Consider the following 20,866-nt stretch of genomic DNA (forward strand, 5'->3'; position numbering starts at 1 on the left):
TCTTCCCCACCCCGCCGATCTCCCTTTGTGTCTCCTACCACGGGGGGCCCCCCCCCCGGGCGGGCGGGCCCCGGCGGCCCCCGGGCGCCGGGGCGGGGGGGCGGGCGCCCCCCCCGCGGCCCGTGCGTCGGGGGGAGGGCCCTGACGGCGTTACTGCTGCGGGTGGTGCGGGGGGATGGGCGGGAGGTCGCCCGTCGTCTCGTAGGCGGCGAGCATGTCGATCCGGCGGATGTGGCGCTCGTCGCCGGAGAACGGGGTGCTCAGGAAGGTCTCGACGAACTTCGTCGCCTCGTCCCGGGTGTGCATGCGCGCGCCCACCGCGATCACGTTGGCGTTGTTGTGCTGGCGGCCCAGAGCCGCCGTCTCCTCGCTCCACGCCAGGGCCGCCCGCACGCCCTCGACCTTGTTCGCGGCGATCTGCTCGCCGTTGCCGGAGCCGCCGATCACGATGCCGAGGGCGCCCTCGTCCGCCGCGGTCCGCTCGGCGGCGCGGAGGCAGAAGGGCGGGTAGTCGTCCTGGGCGTCGTAGACGTGCGGGCCGCAGTCGACGGGCTCGTGGCCCGCCGCCCCGAGCCACTCGACGAGGTGGTTCTTGAGTTCGTAGCCCGCATGGTCCGAGCCGAGATACACGCGCATGGTCCGAGTGTGACACGGGCGCGCGCGGGCAGGCGCGTCGGGTCGGGCCGTCCAAAACGTGAGGAGGATTACAGAACCCCTGGAAAAGCTCGGGTAAAGAAGGGGAATCAAAGGTTTCGCAATCAGTTCGCCTCCGTTTCACTGGACCGGCCCGTAGACCCCCGCGGAGCGCAGCTCTCCCCGGCGCAAAGGAAAACTCGTTCCATGACCTCGCAGCCGACCTTGAAGACACCCGGAAGCGGCCCCGGAGAACCCGGGGGATCCGCGAGCGGTCCCGGAGAACACGGCTCCGGGCTCCAGGCCGGGCTCAAGAACCGCCATCTGTCGATGATCGCCATCGGCGGCGTGATCGGCGCGGGCCTCTTCGTCGGCTCCAGCGCCGGCATCGCGACCGCCGGCCCCGGCATCCTGCTGTCGTACGCCCTCGTCGGCACGCTCGTGGTGCTGGTGATGCGGATGCTCGGCGAGATGTCCGCGGCCAACCCGACGTCCGGGTCCTTCTCCGCGCACGCCGACCGGGCGCTCGGCCCCTGGGCCGGCTTCACGATCGGCTGGCTCTACTGGTTCTTCTGGGTCGTCGTCCTCGCGGTCGAGGCGACCGCCGGAGCCGCGATCCTCGAAGGGTGGATACCGGCCGTCCCGCAGTGGGGCTGGGCGCTCATCGTGATGGTGGTGCTGACCGCCACCAACCTGGTGTCCGTCGGCTCCTACGGCGAGTTCGAGTTCTGGTTCGCCGGGATCAAGGTCGTCGCCATCGCCGCGTTCATCGTCGTCGGCGGACTGGCCGTCTTCGGCGTGCTGCCCGGCGTCGACAGCGACCAGGCCGGCCTGGCCAACCTCACCGGCCACGGAGGCTTCCTGCCCCACGGCCCCGGCGCGATCCTCACCGGCATCCTGCTCGTCGTCTTCTCCTTCATGGGCAGCGAGATCGCCACCCTGGCCGCCGGCGAGTCGGAGGACCCGCAGCGGGCCGTCAGCAAGGCGACCAACAGCATCATCTGGCGGATCGGCGTGTTCTACCTCGGCTCGATCTTCGTCGTGGTCTGTCTGCTGCCCTGGGACAGCGAGTCCATCGCCGAGGACGGCTCCTACGTCGCCGCCCTGGACTCCCTCGGCATCGCGCACGCCGGCCAGATCATGAACTTCATCGTGCTGACGTCCGTGCTCTCCTGCCTCAACTCCGGGCTCTACACGGCCTCCCGGATGGCCTTCTCGCTGGGCCGGCGCGGGGACGCGCCGAAGTCGTTCGCCCGGACCACGAGCCGGGGCGTGCCGCAGACCGCGATCATCGCGTCGGTGGTGTTCGGCTTCGTCGCCGTCTTCTTCAACTACGAGTTCCCCGACTCGGTCTTCCTCTTCCTCGTCAACTCCTCCGGCGCGGTGGCGCTGTTCGTGTGGCTGGTGATCTGCTTCTCGCAGTTGCGCATGCGGAAGATCATCCAGGCGGAGGCACCGGAGAAGCTGGTCGTGCGGATGTGGCTGTACCCGTACCTGACGTGGGCCAGCGCCGCGCTGATCGTGTTCGTGATCGGTTACATGCTGACCGACACCGAGCACGACGGGCGTACGACGATGCTGCTGTCGCTGCTGGTCGCCGCGATCGTGCTCGCCGTCGCCGTCGTCAGGCAGCGGGTGGCGGGGCGGCGCGGCGCCGCGGACGCGGGGGCCCGCGACGAGGTCCGGACCGGCTGACGGCGGTACGCGGAAGGGGCTCGCCGGCGGTGCGTCGGCGAGCCCCTTTCCCGTGGACCGTCAGGTCACCGCTTGTCGACGAACTTCCAGGCCGTCGGCAGCACGCCCATCGCCAGCGCCGCCTTCAGGGCGTCGCCGAGGAGGAACGGGGTGAGGCCGGCCGCGATCGCGGCGGAGGCGGACATCCCGGTGGCGAGGGCCAGGTAGGGCACGCCGACGGCGTAGATGACCGCCGAGCCGAGCACCATGCTGCCCGCCGTGCGCCAGGCGGAGCGGTCGGCGCCGCGGCGGGCGAGCGCGCCCACGACGACGGAGGCCAGCAGCATGCCGAGGACGTAGCCGAAGGACGGCATGCCCAGGCCCGACCTGCCCTCCGCGAACCACGGCACGCCGGCCGCGCCCACCAGCGCGTACACCGCCAGGGAGGCGAAGCCGCGGCGGGCGCCCAGGGCGGTGCCGACGAGGAGGGCCGCGAAGGTCTGGCCGGTCACCGGCACCGGGGAGCCGGGGACGGGCACCGCGATCTGGGCGGCGAGGCCGGTGAGCGCGGCGCCGCCGAGCACGAGCGCGGCGTCCCGGACGCGGGAGGCCGGGAGGAGGTCCGCGAGGACCTGTCCGGATCGGGCGGACGTGACGGTGACGGTGCTCATGGGGTCTCCGCGGGGTGAGGGCAGTTGGGGACACCGCGACGCTATACCGGTGCCCGCGCGCCGATCACCGTCAGCGGTCGACAAAGGCGCCGACGCGGACTTGGTGGGCTCCGGACAAAGGACGGGCGCCACACGGGACACGAGGTGACACCGGTCACTGGGGTGACGTGGTTTCGCCGACACACGGCCGGGGAACGGCGGCTGTAGGGATCCACCAACCGGTCCGCGCGGGCCCGCGGGTGCCGTCTCGCCCGTCGGTCGCCGTCTGGGCAGCGCGGGGCCCTTTTGCTAGCTTCGAGCCATGGCCGCCCAGTCCCGGAACCTCACCTCGCGTCGCCACGTCGACCTGCGACGCGTGGGCGCTGCCGCCTGTCGCCTCTTCTAGCGAGGCGGGCGGAGCGGATCGGCACGCCTCGACTCCCGTACGACGGCGCAGTGTCGGACCCGTTCCCGAGGAAGTTCCCCATGCTTCGTACCGTGGCACCCCCTTCCCCCTCCTCCTCCCCCGTACCGCGTGCCGCCGACCCGGACCGGCGGCGGACCAGTGCCAGTGCGGTGCTGCGGGCCGTGCTGGAGCACGGGCCGGTGGCGCGCAGCGCCATCGCCCGGCTCACCGGGCTGTCGCCCGCCTCGGTGACCGACCACTGCGCCCGTCTGACGCGGCTCGGGCTGATCCGGGAGGCCGCCGCGCCCCGCCGCTCGGGAGGGGTCGGCCGGCCGCACCTGCCGGTGGACGTGGACGCGTCGCGGCTGGTGGTGGGCGGTGTGCACGTGTCGGTGCCGTACACCACGGTGGCGTTGCTCGATCCGCGCGGACGGGTGCTGGCCGAGCGGCGGCTGCGGCACGAGGGCACCGAGCCGTCCCGGGTGCTGGCGCGGGCCGCCGGCGCCCTGGCGGCGCTCCTGGAGGGGGTGCCGGACGCCCGGCCGCTGGGCGTCGGCTTCGCGGCCGGCGGCTGGGTGGACCGGCAGGCCGGCACCGTCGTCGAGCACCCGCTGCTGGGCTGGCGCGAGGTTCCGGTGCGGGAGGTGCTCGGCGCGCACACCGGGCTGCCGGTCCAGGTGGACGGGCACGCGCGGGCGTTGGCCGACGCGGAGCGGCTGTTCGGGCGGGCGGCGCGCGGCAGCCGCAGCGCGCTGCACCTGTTCGCGGGCAACCTGGTCGACGCGGCGTTCGCCACCCACGACGAGGTGCACCACGGTCCCCGTTCCCAGGCGGGGGCGATCGCCCATCTGCCGCTCGCGGGCGGCACCGAGTCCTGCCCGTGCGGCCGGACCGGCTGCCTCCAGGCCGAGTTGAGCGAGCGCACCCTGTGCCGGCGGGCGCGGGAGGCCGGGGTCACCGACGGCACCGACCCGGCGCACCTGGTCGACGCGGCGGCGGCCGGGCACCCGGTGGCCGTACGGCTGCTGCGGGAACGCGCCCGCATGACGGGGCGCGCCGTGCGGCTGCTGACCGATGTGCTCAATCCGGAGAGCGTCGTCGTCACCGAGATCGGCGTCATCCACCGGCCGGACTGTCTCGCCGCGCTGCGCGCCGAGCTCGACGGGGAACGCGCGGCCACGGTCGTGCCGACGAGTTTCCCGGATTCCGTACTGGCCGTGGCCGGCGGTTCGGTGGCGCTCGACGTCCTCTACCGGGATCCGCTGGGCGTTTCACCTGAGCTGAATTAATTCAAAAACTCCGAATATTGACAGGCTTCCCCCGAGGACAGGAAACTCCTGGTCATGAGCTGTCGCACCCTCTGTTGCTGACACGTTGACGCGCGAGCACCCGAAGCGTCCATTCCCTTCTGCGTGAATTCCCTCCACGGCTTTTCCCTGCCCGGAATTCATCGCCCCTTCCTGCCCTGTGCCGTTTTCCTGACATCCGGGAGTTCCCCCATGTCCGCACCACCCGCGTCCGGCCCCGACCGGCGGCTCTTCCTCACCTCCCTGCTCGGCGTCACCGCCGCCGTCGCCGGGCTGAGCGGCTGCGCGGAGGCCGGTGCCGCGTCCGACGGCGCGTCCCTGAAGGCCCCCCTGGCCGGGAAGGTCCCGGCCGGCACGCGTCTGAAGATCTCCTCGTTCCAGAACTTCCAGCAGCTCCAGCTGAAGCTCGCCGGCCTCGACGACCTGCCCTTCGAGGTGGACGACTGGCTGAACATCGGAGCCGGTCCGGATGTCATCAACGCCTTCCGCGCCCGTTCCCTGGACCTCGCCAACAACGCCGGGATCCCGCCGATCCAGGCGTACTACCAGGGATTCGACGCGAGGATCGTCGCGATCAACATCACCCGCCGGCCCAACTACCTCTTCGCCACCAGGCCGGGCAGCGACATCCGCGCCGTGGAGGACTTCCGGGGCAAGCGGCTCGCCTTCTCCCAGGGCCAGGCCCAGGGCGTGGTCCTGCTGCGCGCCCTGAAGGAGGCGGGACTGGAGTACGACGACGCCGAACTGGTGCCGCTGACCAGCAACCAGTTCCTCACCGCCCTGCAGTCCGGACAGGTGGACATCGCGCCGCTCGGCAACACCCAGGCGCCGTCCTACCTGAAGCAGTACGGGGGCGAGGGCGCCCGGACCATCCCCACCGACGTGGTGGACCTGCTCAACCTGCTGTGGGCGCCGGCCACCGTGCTGGCCGACCGGGCGAAGGCCGCCGCGATCGCCGCGTACATCCCGTACTGGGCCAAGGGCGCGGTGTGGCAGTACGAGCACCCGGACGAATGGAACCGGGAGTACTACGTCAAGACGCAGAACCTGACCCTCGAGCAGGCCGAGTCGATCACCGAGCTGGCCAACAAGCCGCTGTTCCCGCCCACGTGGGACGAGGCGGTCGCGTGGGAGCAGGAGACCGCCGACCTGCTGGCGGAGGGCGGCTACGTGAAGAGGTTCGACGTCGGCGGGCTCTTCGACCGGCGCTTCGAGTCCCTCGCCGCCGAGGCCGTGCCCGAGGAGTACCGGAGGTGACCGCCGTGACCACGACCACCGTCCCCGCACCGCCCGCCGCCGCCACCGCCGAGGAGGAACGCCAGGTACGCCGGCGACGGCGCCTGTCCCCCGGCAAACGGCTGCCCGCCGCCCGGCTGCTCGGTCCCGCCCTCGTCCTGGTCCTGTGGGCCGCCGCCTCCGCCGCCGGCCTGCTGGACCCCGGTGCGGTCCCCGCCCCCTGGACGGTGGTGGAGACCGGGGCCCGGCTGTGGACCGAGGGCACCCTGCCGAACGACATCCTCACCTCGCTCCGGCGGGCCGGCTCCGGCTTCGTGATCGGCCTGACCGCCGGCGTTGTCCTCGCCCTGGCCTCCGGGCTCAGCCGGACCGGCGAGGCGCTGATCGACGGCAGCGTGCAGCTGAACCGGGCGGTGCCCACCCTCGGGCTGATCCCGCTGTTCATCCTGTGGCTGGGCATCGGCGAGACGTTCAAGATCGCGATCATCGCCATCGTCGTCTACATCCCGATCTACCTGAACACGCACGCCGCGCTCTCCGGCATCGACCACCGGTTCGTGGAACTGGCGGAGGTGCAGGGCCTGTCCAGGCCCGCCTTCGTCCGGCAGGTCGTCGTCCCGGGCGCGCTGCCCGGCTTCTTCGTCGGGCTGCGGCTCGGCGTGACCGGGTCCTGGCTGGGCCTGGTCGTCCTCGAGCAGATCAACGCCACCAGCGGACTCGGCTACCTGATGTTCCAGGCGCAGAACTACGGCCAGACCGACGTCATCCTCGTCGGACTCGTCGTCTACGGCGTCTTCGGCCTCGTCTCGGACACCCTCGTCCGCCTGATCGAACGGAGGGTGCTGTCATGGCGCCGCACACTGAGCAGCTGACCCGGCCCGCCGTACGGCTGCGCGGACTGACCCGCTCCTTCGGGGGGCGCACCGTCCTCGACGGCATCGACCTCGACCTGCCCGCCGGGCAGTTCACGGCCCTGCTCGGGCACAGCGGCTCCGGCAAGAGCACCCTGCTGCGCGCCGTCGCGGGGATCGACCACGGGGTCGCGGGCGGCGGGACGCTCACCGCGCCCGAGCGGGTGTCGGTGGTCTTCCAGGACTCCCGGCTGCTGCCCTGGCGCCGCGTGCTGCCCAACGTCCTGCTGGGACTGGACGGCGCCGACGCCGGGGAACGCGGCCGGCGGGCCCTCGCCGAGGTCGGTCTCGGCGGCCGGGAACGGGCCTGGCCCAGTGAACTGTCCGGCGGCGAGGCCCAGCGGGCCGCCCTGGCCCGCTCCCTGGTGCGGGAGCCGGAGCTGCTGCTCGCCGACGAGCCGTTCGGGGCGCTGGACGCGCTGACGCGCATCAGGATGCACGCGCTGCTGCGGCAGCTGTGGGAGCGGCACCGGCCGTCGGTGCTGCTGGTCACCCACGACGTGGACGAGGCGATCGCCCTCGCGGACCGCGTGCTGGTGCTGGAGCGGGGGCGGATCGGGCTCGATCTGGCGATCGACCGTGAGGGGACCCCGCACGGGGAGTACCGCACGCGGTTGCTGAAGGCGCTCGGCGTGACGGAGGACGTGCCGTGAGCGCCGGCCGTCCTCCGGGGACCGCCGCCCCCGGACCCCCGCCCCGGCCCTGAACGGGCCTCGTCGCCGAACGCCGGACGGGCTGTTCACCGCACCTCCTCCCACCGAGCCAAGGAACCCCCATGCCCAGAAAGCTCCACCTCAACGCCTTCCTGATGAACACCGGTCACCACGAGGCCTCCTGGCGCCTCCCCGAGAGCGACCCGTACGCCCACGTCGACCTCGCCCACCACGTGCGTCTCGCCCGGACCGCCGAACGGGGGACCTTCGACTCGCTGTTCCTCGCCGACGGGCCCCAGCTGTGGAACACCGTCGCGCAGCGTCCCGCCGGGGCGCTGGAACCGCTGACCCTGCTCACCGCCCTGGCGACGGCCACCGAGCACATCGGGCTGATCGCGACCGCGTCGACGTCGTACAACTCCCCCTACAACCTGGCCCGGAAGTTCGCCTCGCTGGACATCGTCAGCGGCGGGCGGGCCGGCTGGAACATCGTCACCACCGCCGGGGCCGAGGCCGCCCGCAACTTCGGCCTGGACGCCGAGCCGGCGCACGCCGAGCGGTACGCACGGGCCGCCGAGTTCCTGGACGTCGCACGGCTGCTGTGGGACAGCTGGGAGGACGACACGGTCGTCGCCGACAAGGCGGCCGGGGTGTGGGGCGACGACGCCAGGATCCACCCGCCCCGGCACCGGGGGAGGTACTTCCGCGTCGAGGGCGCGCTCAACGTGCCGCGCACCCCCCAGGGTTACCCGCTGCTCGTCCAGGCGGGCTCCTCCGAGGACGGCAAGCGGTTCGCGGCCCGGTACGCGGAGGCGGTGTTCACCGCGCAGCAGACGCTCGCCGGCGCGCAGGAGTTCTACGCCGACCTCAAGGCCCGTACGGCGGCGGCCGGACGCGACCCCGACCACATCAAGGTGCTGCCCGGCATCGTGCCGGTCGTCGGCTCCACCGAGGCCGAGGCACGGCGCCAGGAGCAGGTGCTGGAGGACCACATCGTGCCCGAGCACGGGGTGCGCCGCCTCGAGGAGCTGCTGCGGCTGGCCCCCGGCTCGCTGGAGCTGGACGCCGGGCTGCCCGACGGGCTGCCGCCGGAGGACGCCATCGAGGGCGCCAGGAGCCGTTACACGCTGATCGTGGAACTGGCCCGGCGCGAACGGCTCACCGTGCGGCAGCTGATCGGCCGGCTCGGCGGCGGACGCGGCCACCTGACCTTCGCGGGCACGCCGGAGCAGGTCGCCGACACCATCGAGCGGTGGTTCTCGCTCGGCGCCGCCGACGGTTTCAACATCATGCCGGCCGTCCTGCCGTCCGGCCTCGACGCCTTCGTGGACCACGTCGTCCCGATCCTGCGCACCCGCGGCCTGCTCCGCACCGAGTACGGCCCGCGGCAGACCCTGCGGGAGCGCTACGGCCTCCCGCGCCCCGCCAACCAGCACGTCACCGGCGTGCCCGCCCTCGCCTGACCCCGCCACGGAAGGAACCCGCACCATGCCCGACCTCGAGATCGCCAAGGTCACCGCGCGCATCGGCGCCCGGGTCTCCGGCGTCGACGTCTCCCGCCCGCTCGACGACGGGACCGTCGCCGCGCTCCGGGACGCCCTGAACACCCACAAGACCCTGCTCTTCGACGACGTGGACCTCGACGACGAGGGCCAGCAGGCCTTCGCCCGGCACTTCGGCGACCTCACCGGCGCCCACCCGACGGTGCCCGCCGTGGACGGCGCCCCGAGCGTGCTGCCGGTCGACAGCGAGGGCGGCCGGGCCGCCAACAACTGGCACACGGACGTCACCTTCGTGCTCAACCCGCCGCAGGCGACCACCCTGCGCAGCATCACGATCCCGCCCTACGGCGGCGAGACGCTGATCGCGAACTCGGCCGCCGCCTACCGCGACCTGCCCGAGCCGCTCCGCAAGCTCGCCGACACCCTGTGGGCCGAGCACACCAACGACTACGACTACGCCGTCCCGGAGGAGGCGGTCGACGAGGCGGAGGCGGCCCGGCGCGCCCGGTTCACCTCGATCACGTACCGCACCGTCCACCCCGTGGTGCGCGTCCACCCGCTGACCGGCGAGCGCGGGCTGTTCATCGGCGGGTTCGCACAGCGGATCGTGGGCCTGTCGCGGGGCGAGTCCCGCAAGGTGCTCGACCTGCTCCAGGCCTACGTCACCCGGCCGGAGAACGTGGTGCGCTGGCGCTGGTCGCCCCGCCGGCTCGTGCTGTTCGACAACCGGATCACCCAGCACTACGCCATCGACAACTACGACGGCCTGCCGCGCCGGCTGCACCGGGTGACGGTCGCCGGCGACGTCCCGGTCGGCGTCGAGGGGAAGGAGTCCTACTCGATCGCGGGGGACGCCTCGCACTACACGACCGTCGCGGGGTGAGCGGACCGTCACCCTCCGCATGACTCGTGTCCATATGCTGGGCGGCCTCTCCGTGCGCGCGGGGAGGCCGCCCACACTGGGCGGCGTTTTCGCCGTCTCCCGCATTGGACGAGTCGCTCCCATGCCCCGCACCACCCTCGAGACCCCCCGTGAGGCGGACGGTGTCCCCCTCTCGCACGGTCTGAAGCAGCGCCACCTGTCGATGATCGCCCTCGGCGGGGTGATCGGCGCCGGGCTGTTCGTCGGCTCCGGGGCGGGCATCGCCGCCGCCGGCCCGTCCGTCGTCGTCGCCTACGCCCTCTCCGGCCTCCTGGTGATGCTGGTGATGCGGATGCTGGGCGAGATGTCCGCCGCGTACCCGTCGTCGGGGTCCTTCTCCGCGCACGCCGAGCGGGCGATCGGGCCCTGGGCGGGGTTCACCGCCGGCTGGTCGTTCTGGGTGCTGCTGTGCACGGCGGTCGGCCTGGAGGGCATCGGCGCCGCGGCGATCGTCACCGGCTGGCTGCCGGGAACGCCGGAGTGGGCCTGGGTGGCGCTGTTCATGGCGGTGTTCTGCGGGACGAACCTCGCGGCGGTGAAGAACTTCGGCGAGTTCGAGTTCTGGTTCGCGGCCCTCAAGGTCGGCGCGATCTCCCTGTTCCTGGTGCTCGGCGTGCTGGCCGTCGCCGGCGCGCTGCCGGGCACGGACTCCCCGGGCTTCTCCCACCTCACCGACTTCCTCCCCCACGGCGGCGAGGGCCTGGTGATCGGGCTGCTCGCCTCCGTCTTCGCGTACGGCGGCCTGGAGACGGTGACCATCGCGGCGGCCGAGTCGCAGGACCCGGTCAGGGGCGTGGCGGGCGCGGTCCGCACGGCGATGTGGCGGATCGCGCTGTTCTACGTCGGCTCGATGGCGGTCATCGTCACCCTGGTCCCGTGGGACTCGCCCGCGGTCGTCGAGAAGGGCCCCTACGTCGCCGCCCTGGACCGACTCGGCATCCCGGGCGCCGGTCAGCTGATGAACGTGGTGGTGCTGGTGGCGCTGCTGTCCGCGATGAACGCCAACATCTACGGCGCCTCGCGCATCGGCTACTCCCTGGTGGAGCGCGGCCAGGGCCCGAAGGCGCTGGGCCGGGTCTGGGGCGGGGTGCCGCGGACCGCCGTGCTGGCCTCCTCGGCCTTCGGCTTCCTGTGCGTGCTGCTGAGCTACTGGCGGCCGGACGACGTGTTCGCCTGGCTGCTGAACACCATCGGCGCGGTGATCCTGGTCGTCTGGATCTTCATCGCCGTCTCCCAGCTGCGGCTGCGCCGCCGGCTGGAGCGCGAGGCGCCGGAGCGGCTGACGGTGCGGATGTGGGCGTTCCCGTGGCTGACCTGGGTGGCGCTGGCCGGCATGGCGGCGGTCTTCGTCCTCATGGCCCGGGAGCCGGACACCCGGGTGCAGCTGTACTCGACGGGCGCGATGACACTGGTCCTGGCGGCCGGGGGATACGTCCGGCAGCGGGCGCGCGCCCGCGGCTGACGCCCGCCCCGACGGCCCCCGCGTGGACACGCGGGGGCCGTCCCGCGTTCCCGGGCCCCGCGGGCGGCCCTCTTCGCTGTTGGCGCGCAGTTGCGACACACTTGCAACAGCCGCCCTGCCCCCGTGGTCGTCTTCTCACCGTTCACCCGGCAGGCGGAAAGAAGGAAGCCCCCGGGAGGACGCGACCCCCCGGGGGCTTCCGATATGCGGCGATCCGGGTCATCGTGGCGCAATGGCGACACGGAGGACGACCACGGAGTTCTGCTGGACCTGCGATTCGGAACAGCCGCACCGCCGGCTCGACAGGGCGGAGGAGGAGGCGCTCAAGGAGCGACTGGGCCGCGCGAGCGTGAGCGAGTTCCGGCTCTGTGTGAACGTGCTGGATCCGGACACCGGACGGCAGTGCCGCAATCTGCGCACGGGCTGGGACAAGAAGCCCTTCACCCCGCCCATCAAGCTGCCCGTGATCGGATGACCCTCACAGGTTGCTGAAGTCCGGCCCCTTCGTGCGGGTGCGCTTGATCTCGTAGAAGCCGGGGACGGAGGCCACCGCGAGGGTGCCGTCCCAGAGCCGGGCGGCCTCCTCGCCCTTGGGCGCCGGGGTGACGACCGGGCCGAAGAAGGCGATCTCCTCGCCGTCGGGGCCGGGGACCGCGATGACCGGGGTGCCGACCTCCTGGCCGACCTTCTCGATGCCCTCCTTGTGGGAGGCGCGCAGCTCGGGCTCGTACGGGGTGGAGTCCCAGTGCTCCATGAGGGACTCGGGCAGGCCGACGTCCTTCAGGGCGGCGGCGACCGTCTCCTTCTCCGGCCCCTCGCCCCGGTTGTGGATGCGGGTGCCGAGCGCGGTGTAGAGGTCGCCGAGCACCTCGGCGCCGTGCTCCTGCCGGGCCGCGATGACCACCCGGACCGGCCCCCAGGCCTTGACCTCCAGCATCTCGCGGTACTCGGCGGGGAGGTCGTCGAGCTTGTCCTCGTTGAGGACCGCGAGGCTCATCAGGTGCCAGCGGACCTCGATGTCCCGCACCTTCTCCACCTCGAGCACCCAGCGTGAGGTCATCCAGGCCCAGGGGCACAGCGGGTCGAACCAGAAGTCGACGGGCGTGGCGGGAGACTTGTCCGACATGTCGCTCCTTGTGACGAACGTGTTTCCCGGTGACAACGCCGTGCCTCGTCCCGGCCATTCCCGGCTGCCCCGTGTCAGGAGCGCATGGCAGGATCGGTCCTGTTCATCCCTGTCGACGACGCATGAGGAGCTCCGCCCGTGCCCGGTGAGAATCTGACCCGCGACGAGGCCCGGGAGCGGGCAGCCCTGCTGTCCGTCGACGGGTACGAGGTGTCCCTGGACCTGCGCTCGGCGGTCGGCGAGCACAGCGGCACGGGGCCGCGCGCCTTCCGCTCCGTCACCACCGTCCGGTTCCGCTGCGCCGAGCCGGGTGCGGGCAGCTTCGCGGACCTGATCGCGCCGAGCGTGACGAGCGTGACGCTCAACGGGCGCGACCTCGACCCCGGCCAGGTCTTCGACGGCTCGCGGATCCTGCTGGAGGACCTGGCCGCCGAGAACGAGCTGGTCGTCGACGCGCAGTGCGCCTACTCCCGCACCGGTGAGGGCATGCACCGCTTCGTCGACCCCGAGGACGGCGAGGTGTACCTGTACACCCAGTACGAGCCGGCCGACGCCCGCCGGGTCTTCGCCACCTTCGAGCAGCCCGACCTCAAGGCGCCGTACCGCTTCGAGGTGCGGGCCCCCGAGGGCTGGACCGTGTGGAGCAACGGGGCCGGCGAGCTCGCCGACGGGGTGTGGCGGTTCGCGGAGACCAAGCCGATCTCGTCGTACATCACCTGTGTGGTGGCCGGCCCGTACCACTACGTGACCGACTCCTACGAGCGGGTCCTCGAGGACGGCACGCGGCTGGAGATCCCGCTGGGCGCGATGTGCCGCAAGGGCCTCGCCCCGCACTTCGACGCCGACGACGTGTTCCTGGTGACCAAGCAGGGCCTGGACTTCTTCCACGACCACTTCGACTACCCGTACCCGTTCGGCAAGTACGACCAGGCGTTCGTGCCCGAGTACAACCTGGGCGCGATGGAGAACCCGGGGATGGTGACCTTCCGGGAGGAGTTCATCTTCCGGGGCAAGGTGACGCGGGCGTCGTACGAGGGCCGGGCCAACGTCATCCTGCACGAGATGGCGCACATGTGGTTCGGCGACCTGGTCACCATGGAGTGGTGGGACGACCTGTGGCTGAAGGAGTCCTTCGCGGACTTCATGGGCGCGTTCTCGCTGGTCGGCGCGACCCGCTTCACCGACGGCTGGATCACCTTCGCCAACCGCCGCAAGGCGTGGGCCTACCGCGCCGACCAGCTGCCCTCCACGCACCCGATCACCGCCGACATCCGCGACCTGCAGGACGCCAAGCTCAACTTCGACGGCATCACCTACGCCAAGGGCGCCTCGGTGCTCAAGCAGCTGGTGGCGTACGTCGGCCAGGACGCGTTCCTGGAGGGCGCCCGGCGCTACTTCAAGCGGCACGCGTACGGCAACACGCGCCTCGGTGACCTGCTGTCGGTCCTGGAGGAGACCAGCGGCCGCGACATGGCCGCGTGGTCGCGGGCGTGGCTGCAGACGGCCGGCGTCAACTCGCTCACCCCGCAGGTGCTGTTGCGCGAGGACGGCCGGATCGACGAGCTGGCGGTCGTGCAGGAGGCCGCGGAGTCGCACCCCGAACTGCGCCCGCACCGGGTGGCGGTGGGCCTGTACCGGCGCACGGACTCCGGCAGCCTGGAGCGGTACGCGCAGGCCGAGACGGACGTCGAGGGGGCGCGTACGGTCGTGACGGAGCTGGCGGGCGCGGACGCGCCGGAGCTGGTGCTGGTCAACGACGACGACCTGACGTACTGCAAGACCCGCTTCGACGAGACGTCGCTGGCGACGCTGCGCGCGCACCTGGGCGCGCTGACCGATCCGCTGGCCCGCGCGCTGTGCTGGTCGGCGTTGTGGAACATGACGCGGGACGCGCTGCTGCCGGCCCGGGAGTTCATCGAGCTGGTACTGCGGTTCGCGGGCCGGGAGTCCGACATCGGCGTGCTCCAGATGCTGCACGCGTGGGCGGAGTCGGCCGCCGTGCACTACACCGCGCCCGGGCGGCGGGAGGAGGCCGGGCGCCGGCTCGCCGAGGGGGCCTCGGAGCAGGTGCGGGCCGCCGAGCCGGGCAGCGAGCACCAGCTCGCGTGGGCGAGGTTCCTCGCCCACGCGGCCCACGCGCCGGCCGACTTCGAGCTGCTGGCCTCGCTCCTCGACGGCACGGTGGCCCTGCCGGGCCTGGAGGTGGACCAGGAGCTGCGCTGGGCGTTCCTGGAGCCGCTGGCCGCGCACGGGGCGGCCGACGAGAAGCGGCTGGACGAGGAGCTGGCCCGGGACGACACCGCCTCCGGCAAGCGGCACCACGTCCGCTGTCTGGCCGCCCGCCCGTCGGCGGCGGTCAAGGCGGAGTGCTGGGCGCGGGTCGTGGAGTCGGACGCCCTGTCCAACGCGCTGGTCGAGGCGACCATCTCGGGCTTCGCCCAGCCGTCCCAGCGGGAGCTGCTCGCGCCGTACGCGGAGAAGTACTTCGCCGCGATCGAGCGGGTGTGGACCGAGCGGTCGATCCAGATCGGCATGGACGTGGTGCGGGGCCTGTTCCCCTTCCTCCAGGACTCGCGGGCGACGCTGGACGCGACGGACGCGTGGCTCGCCTCCCACGAGGACGCGGCCCCCGCCCTGCGCCGGCTGGTCCTGGAGTCCCGCGACGACCTGGCCCGGGCCCTGCGCGGCCAGGCCTGCGACGAGGCCGCGGCCGGCCGCTGAGGGCCGCCCCCGGTCCTCGGCGGGGCGTTCCGCCCTTGTGACGAAAGACCCGTGACCCCTGGCCCCCGTCCGTGGGGACCAGGGGTTTTCGCCACCCGAACAGGTGTCCTTTAGTGCGGGCTTGTCCTTGTTTGTCGACGGATGTGTAACACGGGTTCGGGAGCGGCCCGGAGGCGGGAAATTGCCGGGCATGAACCACAACACCCCGCTCTCCCCCCGCCCCCTGCACCACCTCACCACCCGCACCGGGCACCGGGTGCTGACCCACGCGCAACTGCGCGCCCACGGCGTCCCGGCCGCGAAGGCCGGCGAACAGTGCCGCCCCGGCGGTCCCTGGCAGCAGCTGCTCCCGGGCGTCGTCCTGCTCCACTCCGGCCCGCCGACCAGCGAGGAGCGGCTGCACGCGGTGCTGATGTACGCGGCGCGGGAGCGGACCGTGGGCGTCCCCGTCCAGCCCGGCACGGAGGGACCGCCCACGTCCGCCTACGGCGAGGCGATGATCACCGGGCTGGCCGCGCTGACCCTGCACGGCTTCCCGTCCGCTCCCCCGCTGCCGTCGCTGGAGGCCATCGACGTCCTGGTCCCGCGACTGCGCCGGCTGCGCTCGACGGGCTGCGCCCGGATCGTCCGCACCGCCGAACTGCCCGTCCCGGAGCAGGTCACGGGCCTGCCGGTGGCCCCGGTCCCGCGCGCGCTGGCCGACGCCGTGGCGGGTCTGCAGGACGCGGACACGGTGCGCGGGCTGCTCACGGAGGCGGTGCGCGGTGGCTTCTGCGACCCGGCCGCGGTGGTGCGCGAACTGACCGCCGCGAAGCTGCTGAACCGGCCGCACGTGGTGGACGCGGTGGACGCGCTGCTGGCCGAGGGGCGGGCGCTGGCGGAGGCCCGGCTGTACCGGATGGTGCGCGAGCACGGCCTGCCCGATCCGTGCTGGAACGTCGACCTGCGGCTGCCGGGCGGCCCCCACCTCGGCGGTCTGGACGCGTACTGGCCGGAGCACGCGGTGGCGGTGGAGCTGGACACCCGCGCGCCGCGTCCGGGCCGGCGGTCCGACGACGGGACCGAGTGGTCGGAGTACGCCCGCAGGCGCGAGCACCTGGAGCGCCTCGGCATCACGGTCGTCCACGTCACCCCGCGCGCGCTGCGGGACGCGGTGGAACAGCAGGCGGCGGTGGTCCGTACGGCGCTGATGGCCTCGGCCGACCGCGACCCGGCCGCGTACGTGGTGGTGCTGCCCCGGTAGGGGGCCGGGACGGCGCCGCCGGGAGGGGAGGGGAGGGGAGGGGCCGTCGGACGGCCCCTCCTCCCGTGTGCGCCGGGGTCGGCGCTTCCTCGGCACCGGCTCGGTGTCGCGGTCCCCCGGGGCCGCCGGCCAGGCCCGTGCGGGAACCGGGGGCGTCGAAGGAGGGTCCGCGGCAGGGGGCCGCCGGCCCGGGGTTCCGTCGCGTCCGGGGACGTCGGCCCGGCGGCCGGCACCGTGCGGGATACGTGGGCGACTTGCCGCTTTCGTCACCTCATCTCCCCATAAGCACACCGGGGGTTTTCCCCATACATCCATTGCGACTCGGCCAACTCTCGCCAAACACCTCCTCCTTGCGTAAGGCTCAACGATCGTCCGGAATCGCGTTCCGGACCGTCGCGACCAGGGCCGATCGGCTCCGGTCGCTCCACGATCGTTCCTTTACTTACAAGGGATGCCGATGACCCACTCCCCCCAGCGCGAGCCGATACCGGGCGCAAGACGCGCGGCCCGTATCGCCGTGGCCGCCGGTCTCGTCGCCGCGCTCTCCGCGGCCGGACCGATCCCCCTGGCCCTGGCCGCCGACACCCCGCCCGCCGCCCCCGCCGACGCGGACGTCAAGTCCGCGCACGACAAGCTCGGCGCGGACGACGCGGACCTGCTCGCCGAGGCCAAGGCCGAAGGCGCCAAGAACGTCACGCTGATGATCGCGACCGCTCCCGGCAGGACCGAGCAGGTCGCCGAGCAGCTGGACGCGGTCAAGGGCGGTTCGGTCGGCCGGACCCACGACGAGCTCGGCTACGTCCGGGCCACCGTCCCCACCGGCAAGGCGGACGCGGCGATCGCCGCCGCCGCCAAGCTCTCCTCCGTGCACGGCGTCGACCTGCGCGAGGAGATCCCGCTGGACGACCCGACGCCGAGCGCGGACACCGCGAAGAAGGCCGGGGGCAAGGGCACCGCCACGTACCCCGCGCCGGGGAAGCGCACGCCCGCGGAGAACCCGTACAACCCGTCCTTCGAGACCGGTGCCGTCGAGTTCGTCGAGGACAACCCGAAGGCGGACGGCCGCGGGGTCACCATCGGCGTCCTCGACTCGGGCGTCGACCTCGGCCACCCCGCGCTGCAGCGGACCACCACCGGCGAGCGCAAGATCGTCGACTGGGTGACCGCGACCGACCCGATCGTGGACAACGACCAGACCTGGCGCCCGATGGTCTCCTCCGTCTCCGGGCCGACCTTCACCCACGGCGGCAGGACCTGGCGGGCCCCGGCGGGTTCGTACCGGATCAGCACCTTCCTGGAGTCGTACACCAGCGGCGGCGACGCGGCCGGCGACGCCAACCGCGACGGCGACACCACCGACTCCTGGGGCGTCCTCTACGACGCGGCGGCCGGCACGGTCCGCGTCGACCTGAACGACAACCAGGACTTCTCCGACGACACCCCGATGAAGCCGTACAAGGACGGCTTCCAGGTCGGGTACTTCGGCACCGACGACCCGAAGACCGACATCGCCGAGCGCCAGCCGTTCGTCGTGGAGATCCGCAAGGACGTCCCGATGGACCCCTACGGCGGCGACTGGGTCGGCAGGACGGCCGACTTCGTCAACATCGGGGTCATCGAGTCCGAGCACGGCACCCACGTCGCCGGCATCACCGCCGCCCACGGCCTGTTCGGCGGGAAGATGAACGGCGCCGCCCCCGGCGCGAAGATCGTCTCCTCGCGCGCCTGCACCTGGTCCGGCGGCTGCACCAACGTGGCGCTCACCGAGGGCATGATCGACCTCGTCACCGAGCGCGGCGTCGACATCGTCAACATGTCCATCGGCGGTCTGCCGGCGCTCAACGACGGCAACAACGCCCGCGCCGAGCTGTACACCCGCCTGATCGACACCTACGGCGTCCAGCTGGTGATCTCCGCGGGCAACTCCGGCCCCGGCACCAACACCATCGGCGACCCGGCCCTGGCCGACAAGGTCATCTCGGTCGGCGCGTCCGCCTCCAAGGAGACCTGGGCCGCCAACTACGGCTCCGCGGTGAGGACCAAGTACGCCATGATGCCGTTCTCCTCGCGCGGTCCGCGTGAGGACGGCGGCTTCACGCCGACGCTGGTCGCGCCCGGCGCGGCGGTCAACACCATCCAGACCTGGATGCCGGGCGCCCCGGTCGCCGAGGCGGGCTACGACCTCCCGGCCGGCTACGGCATGCTGCAGGGCACCTCGATGGCCTCCCCACAGGCCGCGGGCGCCTCCGCGCTGCTGCTGTCCGCCGCCAAGCAGAAGCGCATCGACCTCACACCGGCGAAGCTGCGCACCGCCCTCACCTCCACCGCCGAGCACATCAAGGACGTGCAGGCCTACGAGGAGGGCGCGGGCCTCATCGACATCGAGGACGCCTGGGACGCCATCCGCGACGGCGCCACCGCGCACGACTACACGGTGAAGGCCCCGGTCGACACCGCGATCGACCAGTTCCTCGAGACGCCCGGCTTCGGCACCGGTCTCTACGACCGTGAGGGCGGCCTGAAGGCCGGCGAGAAGAAGACGTACGACATCACGCTCACCCGTACGTCCGGCCCCGACCGCGCGGTCCGGCACGAGCTCGACATCGAGAACAACGCCGGCCGCACCTTCCGCGTCCTCGGCGACGACGACATCGTGCTGCCGCTGAACAAGCCGGTGACCGTGAAGGTCCAGGCCACGCCGCGCTCGGCCGGCATCAAGAGCGCGATCCTCGAGGTCGACGACCCGCGCACCGAGGGCGTCGACCAGCAGGTGCTCACCACCGTGGTCGTCTCCGCGCCGCTGAAGCACACCTTCTCCGCGTCCGGCACGGCCCAGCGCAACAGCACCACCTCCTACTTCGTCACCGTGCCCGAGGGCGCGAAGACGCTGGAGGTCGCGATGAGCGGGCTGAAGGCCACGAGCCAGACCCGGTTCATCGCCATCCACCCGTACGGCGTCCCGGCCGACCCGACGTCGACGGTCAACTGCTACCCGAACTACACCAACCCGGCCAACACCTGCCGCCCCGACGTGCGGTCGTACACCGACCCGCAGCCGGGCGTGTGGGAGATCGAGGTCGAGTCCCGGCGCACCTCGCCGCTGCTCGACAACCCCTACAAGCTGGACGTCGCCGTCCTCGGCGCGGCCTTCGACCCGGAGACCGTGACCGTGCCCGAGGCGAAGGTCGGCACGCCGGCCGCCGTCTCGTGGAAGGTGAGGAACGAGTTCGCCGCGCTGGAGGGCAAGCTGGTGGGCGGCCCGCTCGGCTCGTCCAAGACGGACCGGCCGGCCATCCGGACCGGTGACACGCACACGACCACGGTCGAGGTGCCCGCGGGCGCCACCTCCCTCGACGTGGCCATCGGCAACGTCTCGGACGCCTCCGCCGACCTGGACCTGACGGTCTACGACAAGGACGGCGCGCAGGTCGCCCAGTCCGCCGACGGCGACTCGGAGGAGTCCGTCTCCATCGCCTCCCCGGCGGCCGGTACGTACACCGTGAAGGTCGACGGCTACTCGGTCCCGGCCGGTTCCACGGACTACGACTACCTGGACGTGTTCTTCTCCGCCTCGCTCGGGTCCATCGGCGTCGACGACTCGGCGCCGGTGAAGCTCGGCACGGGCGGGACGGCCACCGTCTCCGGCGACGTCACCGTCGCCGCGGCGGCTCCCGAGGGGCGTGCGTTCTTCGGGCGCGTCCAGCTGGTGAACGCGCGCGGCACGGTCGCGGGCCTCGGCAGCGTGGCGATCGAGAAGGTCACCCCGTGAGCGGCTGACGCGGGATCCGGGGCGGGCGTCCGTACGGGCGCCCGCCCCTTCGTCGTACTCAGCCGCAGGCCGGGGCGCCCGGCCCGGTGGGCGGGGCGGTGATCCGGGTCCGCTCGGGGGCGATGTCCGCCTCCCCGACGATCACCGCGTCGGGGTGCGCGCCCTCGGCGGGCATGCCGACCATCACCCGGTCGCCCTCCCGCAGCGGGGCGTCGTCGGCGGGGTACCGGAGGAAGGTGATCTCGTCCCCGCCCCCGCCCCTGTAGGAGCGGCTCACCTCCAGCGTGACGTGCTGCGCCCCGGTCCCCGGCACCTGTTCCACCGCCCGCACCGTGCCCTCGGCGACGAGGCGGGAGCAGACGAGGCGGCGGGGGCCCTCGAAGGCGGCCCCGCCCTCCTTCTTCCCGCCCGCGTCCCCGGAGTCGGCCCGCGCGGCGGCACTGCCCGCGCCCGGGTCCGCGGCTCCGCCGGACTGCGTCATGAGCCAGCCCGCGCCGACGACGACGGTCGCGGCGGCCGCGGCGACGAGGGCGCCGAGGGCGCCCCTCAGGGGACGGCGGGCGCGGTGCGGACCGCGGGTGCCGGACACGGTGCCGGGACGGCGCCCGCCCGGGGGCCCCAACCGCGGCCCCGCGGCCGCCGCACCGCCGG

The 20,866-nt window shown here is 72.9% G+C and carries 17 protein-coding genes; 13 read left to right on the forward strand and 4 right to left on the reverse strand.

All coding sequences use genetic code 11. The features are described 5' to 3' along the window. Positions 1-150: 150 nt before the first annotated feature. Complete coding sequence (locus tag ABTY20_RS31025) at positions 151-636, reverse strand: ribose-5-phosphate isomerase (protein WP_352000470.1); 486 nt, start codon at positions 634-636, stop codon at positions 151-153. A gap of 204 nt (positions 637-840) precedes the next feature. On the opposite strand from ABTY20_RS31025, the gene ABTY20_RS31030 reads away from it, so the two are divergent. After that, the gene (locus tag ABTY20_RS31030; protein ID WP_352000471.1) at positions 841-2,328 is read left to right on the forward strand and encodes an amino acid permease; all 1,488 of its coding nucleotides are present in this window, start codon (positions 841-843) and stop codon (positions 2,326-2,328) included. Between the two features lie 65 nt (positions 2,329-2,393). Here ABTY20_RS31030 and ABTY20_RS31035 read toward each other — a convergent pair whose 3' ends face one another. Next, on the reverse strand, positions 2,394-2,978 hold the full coding sequence (locus tag ABTY20_RS31035; RefSeq protein ID WP_352000472.1) for a biotin transporter BioY: 585 nt from the start codon (positions 2,976-2,978) through the stop codon (positions 2,394-2,396). Between the two features lie 301 nt (positions 2,979-3,279). On the opposite strand from ABTY20_RS31035, the gene ABTY20_RS31040 reads away from it, so the two are divergent. From ABTY20_RS31040 to ABTY20_RS31080, 9 genes are all read left to right on the forward strand, one after another. Then, on the forward strand, positions 3,280-3,363 hold the full coding sequence (locus tag ABTY20_RS31040) for a putative leader peptide (RefSeq protein WP_352000486.1): 84 nt from the start codon (positions 3,280-3,282) through the stop codon (positions 3,361-3,363). Positions 3,364-3,443: 80 nt separating this feature from the next. Next, positions 3,444-4,652: an ROK family transcriptional regulator gene (locus ABTY20_RS31045; protein ID WP_352000473.1), complete on the forward strand. Its 1,209-nt coding sequence runs from the start codon at positions 3,444-3,446 to the stop codon at positions 4,650-4,652. A gap of 210 nt (positions 4,653-4,862) precedes the next feature. Then, positions 4,863-5,927: an ABC transporter substrate-binding protein gene (locus ABTY20_RS31050; RefSeq protein WP_352000474.1), complete on the forward strand. Its 1,065-nt coding sequence runs from the start codon at positions 4,863-4,865 to the stop codon at positions 5,925-5,927. Continuing rightward, the gene (locus ABTY20_RS31055; RefSeq protein ID WP_352000475.1) at positions 5,924-6,778 is read left to right on the forward strand and encodes an ABC transporter permease; all 855 of its coding nucleotides are present in this window, start codon (positions 5,924-5,926) and stop codon (positions 6,776-6,778) included. The genes ABTY20_RS31050 and ABTY20_RS31055 overlap by 4 nt, the downstream gene beginning before the upstream one ends. Then, complete coding sequence (locus ABTY20_RS31060; RefSeq protein WP_352000476.1) at positions 6,754-7,470, forward strand: ABC transporter ATP-binding protein; 717 nt, start codon at positions 6,754-6,756, stop codon at positions 7,468-7,470. Before ABTY20_RS31055 ends, ABTY20_RS31060 begins: the two co-directional genes overlap by 25 nt. A gap of 122 nt (positions 7,471-7,592) precedes the next feature. After that, positions 7,593-8,933: an LLM class flavin-dependent oxidoreductase gene (locus ABTY20_RS31065; RefSeq protein WP_352000477.1), complete on the forward strand. Its 1,341-nt coding sequence runs from the start codon at positions 7,593-7,595 to the stop codon at positions 8,931-8,933. A gap of 25 nt (positions 8,934-8,958) precedes the next feature. Then, positions 8,959-9,855: a TauD/TfdA dioxygenase family protein gene (locus tag ABTY20_RS31070; RefSeq protein ID WP_352000478.1), complete on the forward strand. Its 897-nt coding sequence runs from the start codon at positions 8,959-8,961 to the stop codon at positions 9,853-9,855. 121 nt (positions 9,856-9,976) lie between these two features. After that, positions 9,977-11,356, forward strand: coding sequence for an amino acid permease (locus tag ABTY20_RS31075; protein WP_352000479.1), 1,380 nt, complete (start codon positions 9,977-9,979; stop codon positions 11,354-11,356). A gap of 232 nt (positions 11,357-11,588) precedes the next feature. Continuing rightward, positions 11,589-11,831: a hypothetical protein gene (locus tag ABTY20_RS31080; protein ID WP_352000480.1), complete on the forward strand. Its 243-nt coding sequence runs from the start codon at positions 11,589-11,591 to the stop codon at positions 11,829-11,831. A gap of 3 nt (positions 11,832-11,834) precedes the next feature. Here the strand turns inward: ABTY20_RS31080 and ABTY20_RS31085 are convergent, their stop codons facing one another. Further along, the gene (locus ABTY20_RS31085) at positions 11,835-12,482 is read right to left on the reverse strand and encodes a mycothiol-dependent nitroreductase Rv2466c family protein (RefSeq protein WP_352000481.1); all 648 of its coding nucleotides are present in this window, start codon (positions 12,480-12,482) and stop codon (positions 11,835-11,837) included. A gap of 138 nt (positions 12,483-12,620) precedes the next feature. Here ABTY20_RS31085 and pepN point away from each other — a divergent pair, with 138 nt between their 5' ends. The 3 genes from pepN to ABTY20_RS31100 all read left to right on the forward strand — a co-directional run bounded on the left by pepN (position 12,621) and on the right by ABTY20_RS31100 (position 20,215). After that, the gene (gene pepN, locus ABTY20_RS31090; RefSeq protein WP_352000482.1) at positions 12,621-15,203 is read left to right on the forward strand and encodes an aminopeptidase N; all 2,583 of its coding nucleotides are present in this window, start codon (positions 12,621-12,623) and stop codon (positions 15,201-15,203) included. A 190-nt stretch (positions 15,204-15,393) separates the two neighbouring features. Next, complete coding sequence (locus ABTY20_RS31095; RefSeq protein ID WP_352000483.1) at positions 15,394-16,446, forward strand: putative endonuclease domain-containing protein; 1,053 nt, start codon at positions 15,394-15,396, stop codon at positions 16,444-16,446. Positions 16,447-16,903: 457 nt separating this feature from the next. After that, entirely contained in the window at positions 16,904-20,215 is a 3,312-nt protein-coding gene (locus ABTY20_RS31100) for a S8 family serine peptidase (protein ID WP_352000484.1), read from the forward strand. A gap of 58 nt (positions 20,216-20,273) precedes the next feature. On the opposite strand, the gene ABTY20_RS31105 is transcribed toward ABTY20_RS31100, so the two are convergent. Further along, positions 20,274-20,866 (reverse strand): hypothetical protein (locus ABTY20_RS31105; protein ID WP_352000485.1); only part of this gene is annotated, 593 nt, incomplete at its 5' end.

Source organism: Streptomyces sp. NPDC126497, from assembly GCF_040302425.1.
Lineage (GTDB): Bacteria > Actinomycetota > Actinomycetes > Streptomycetales > Streptomycetaceae > Streptomyces.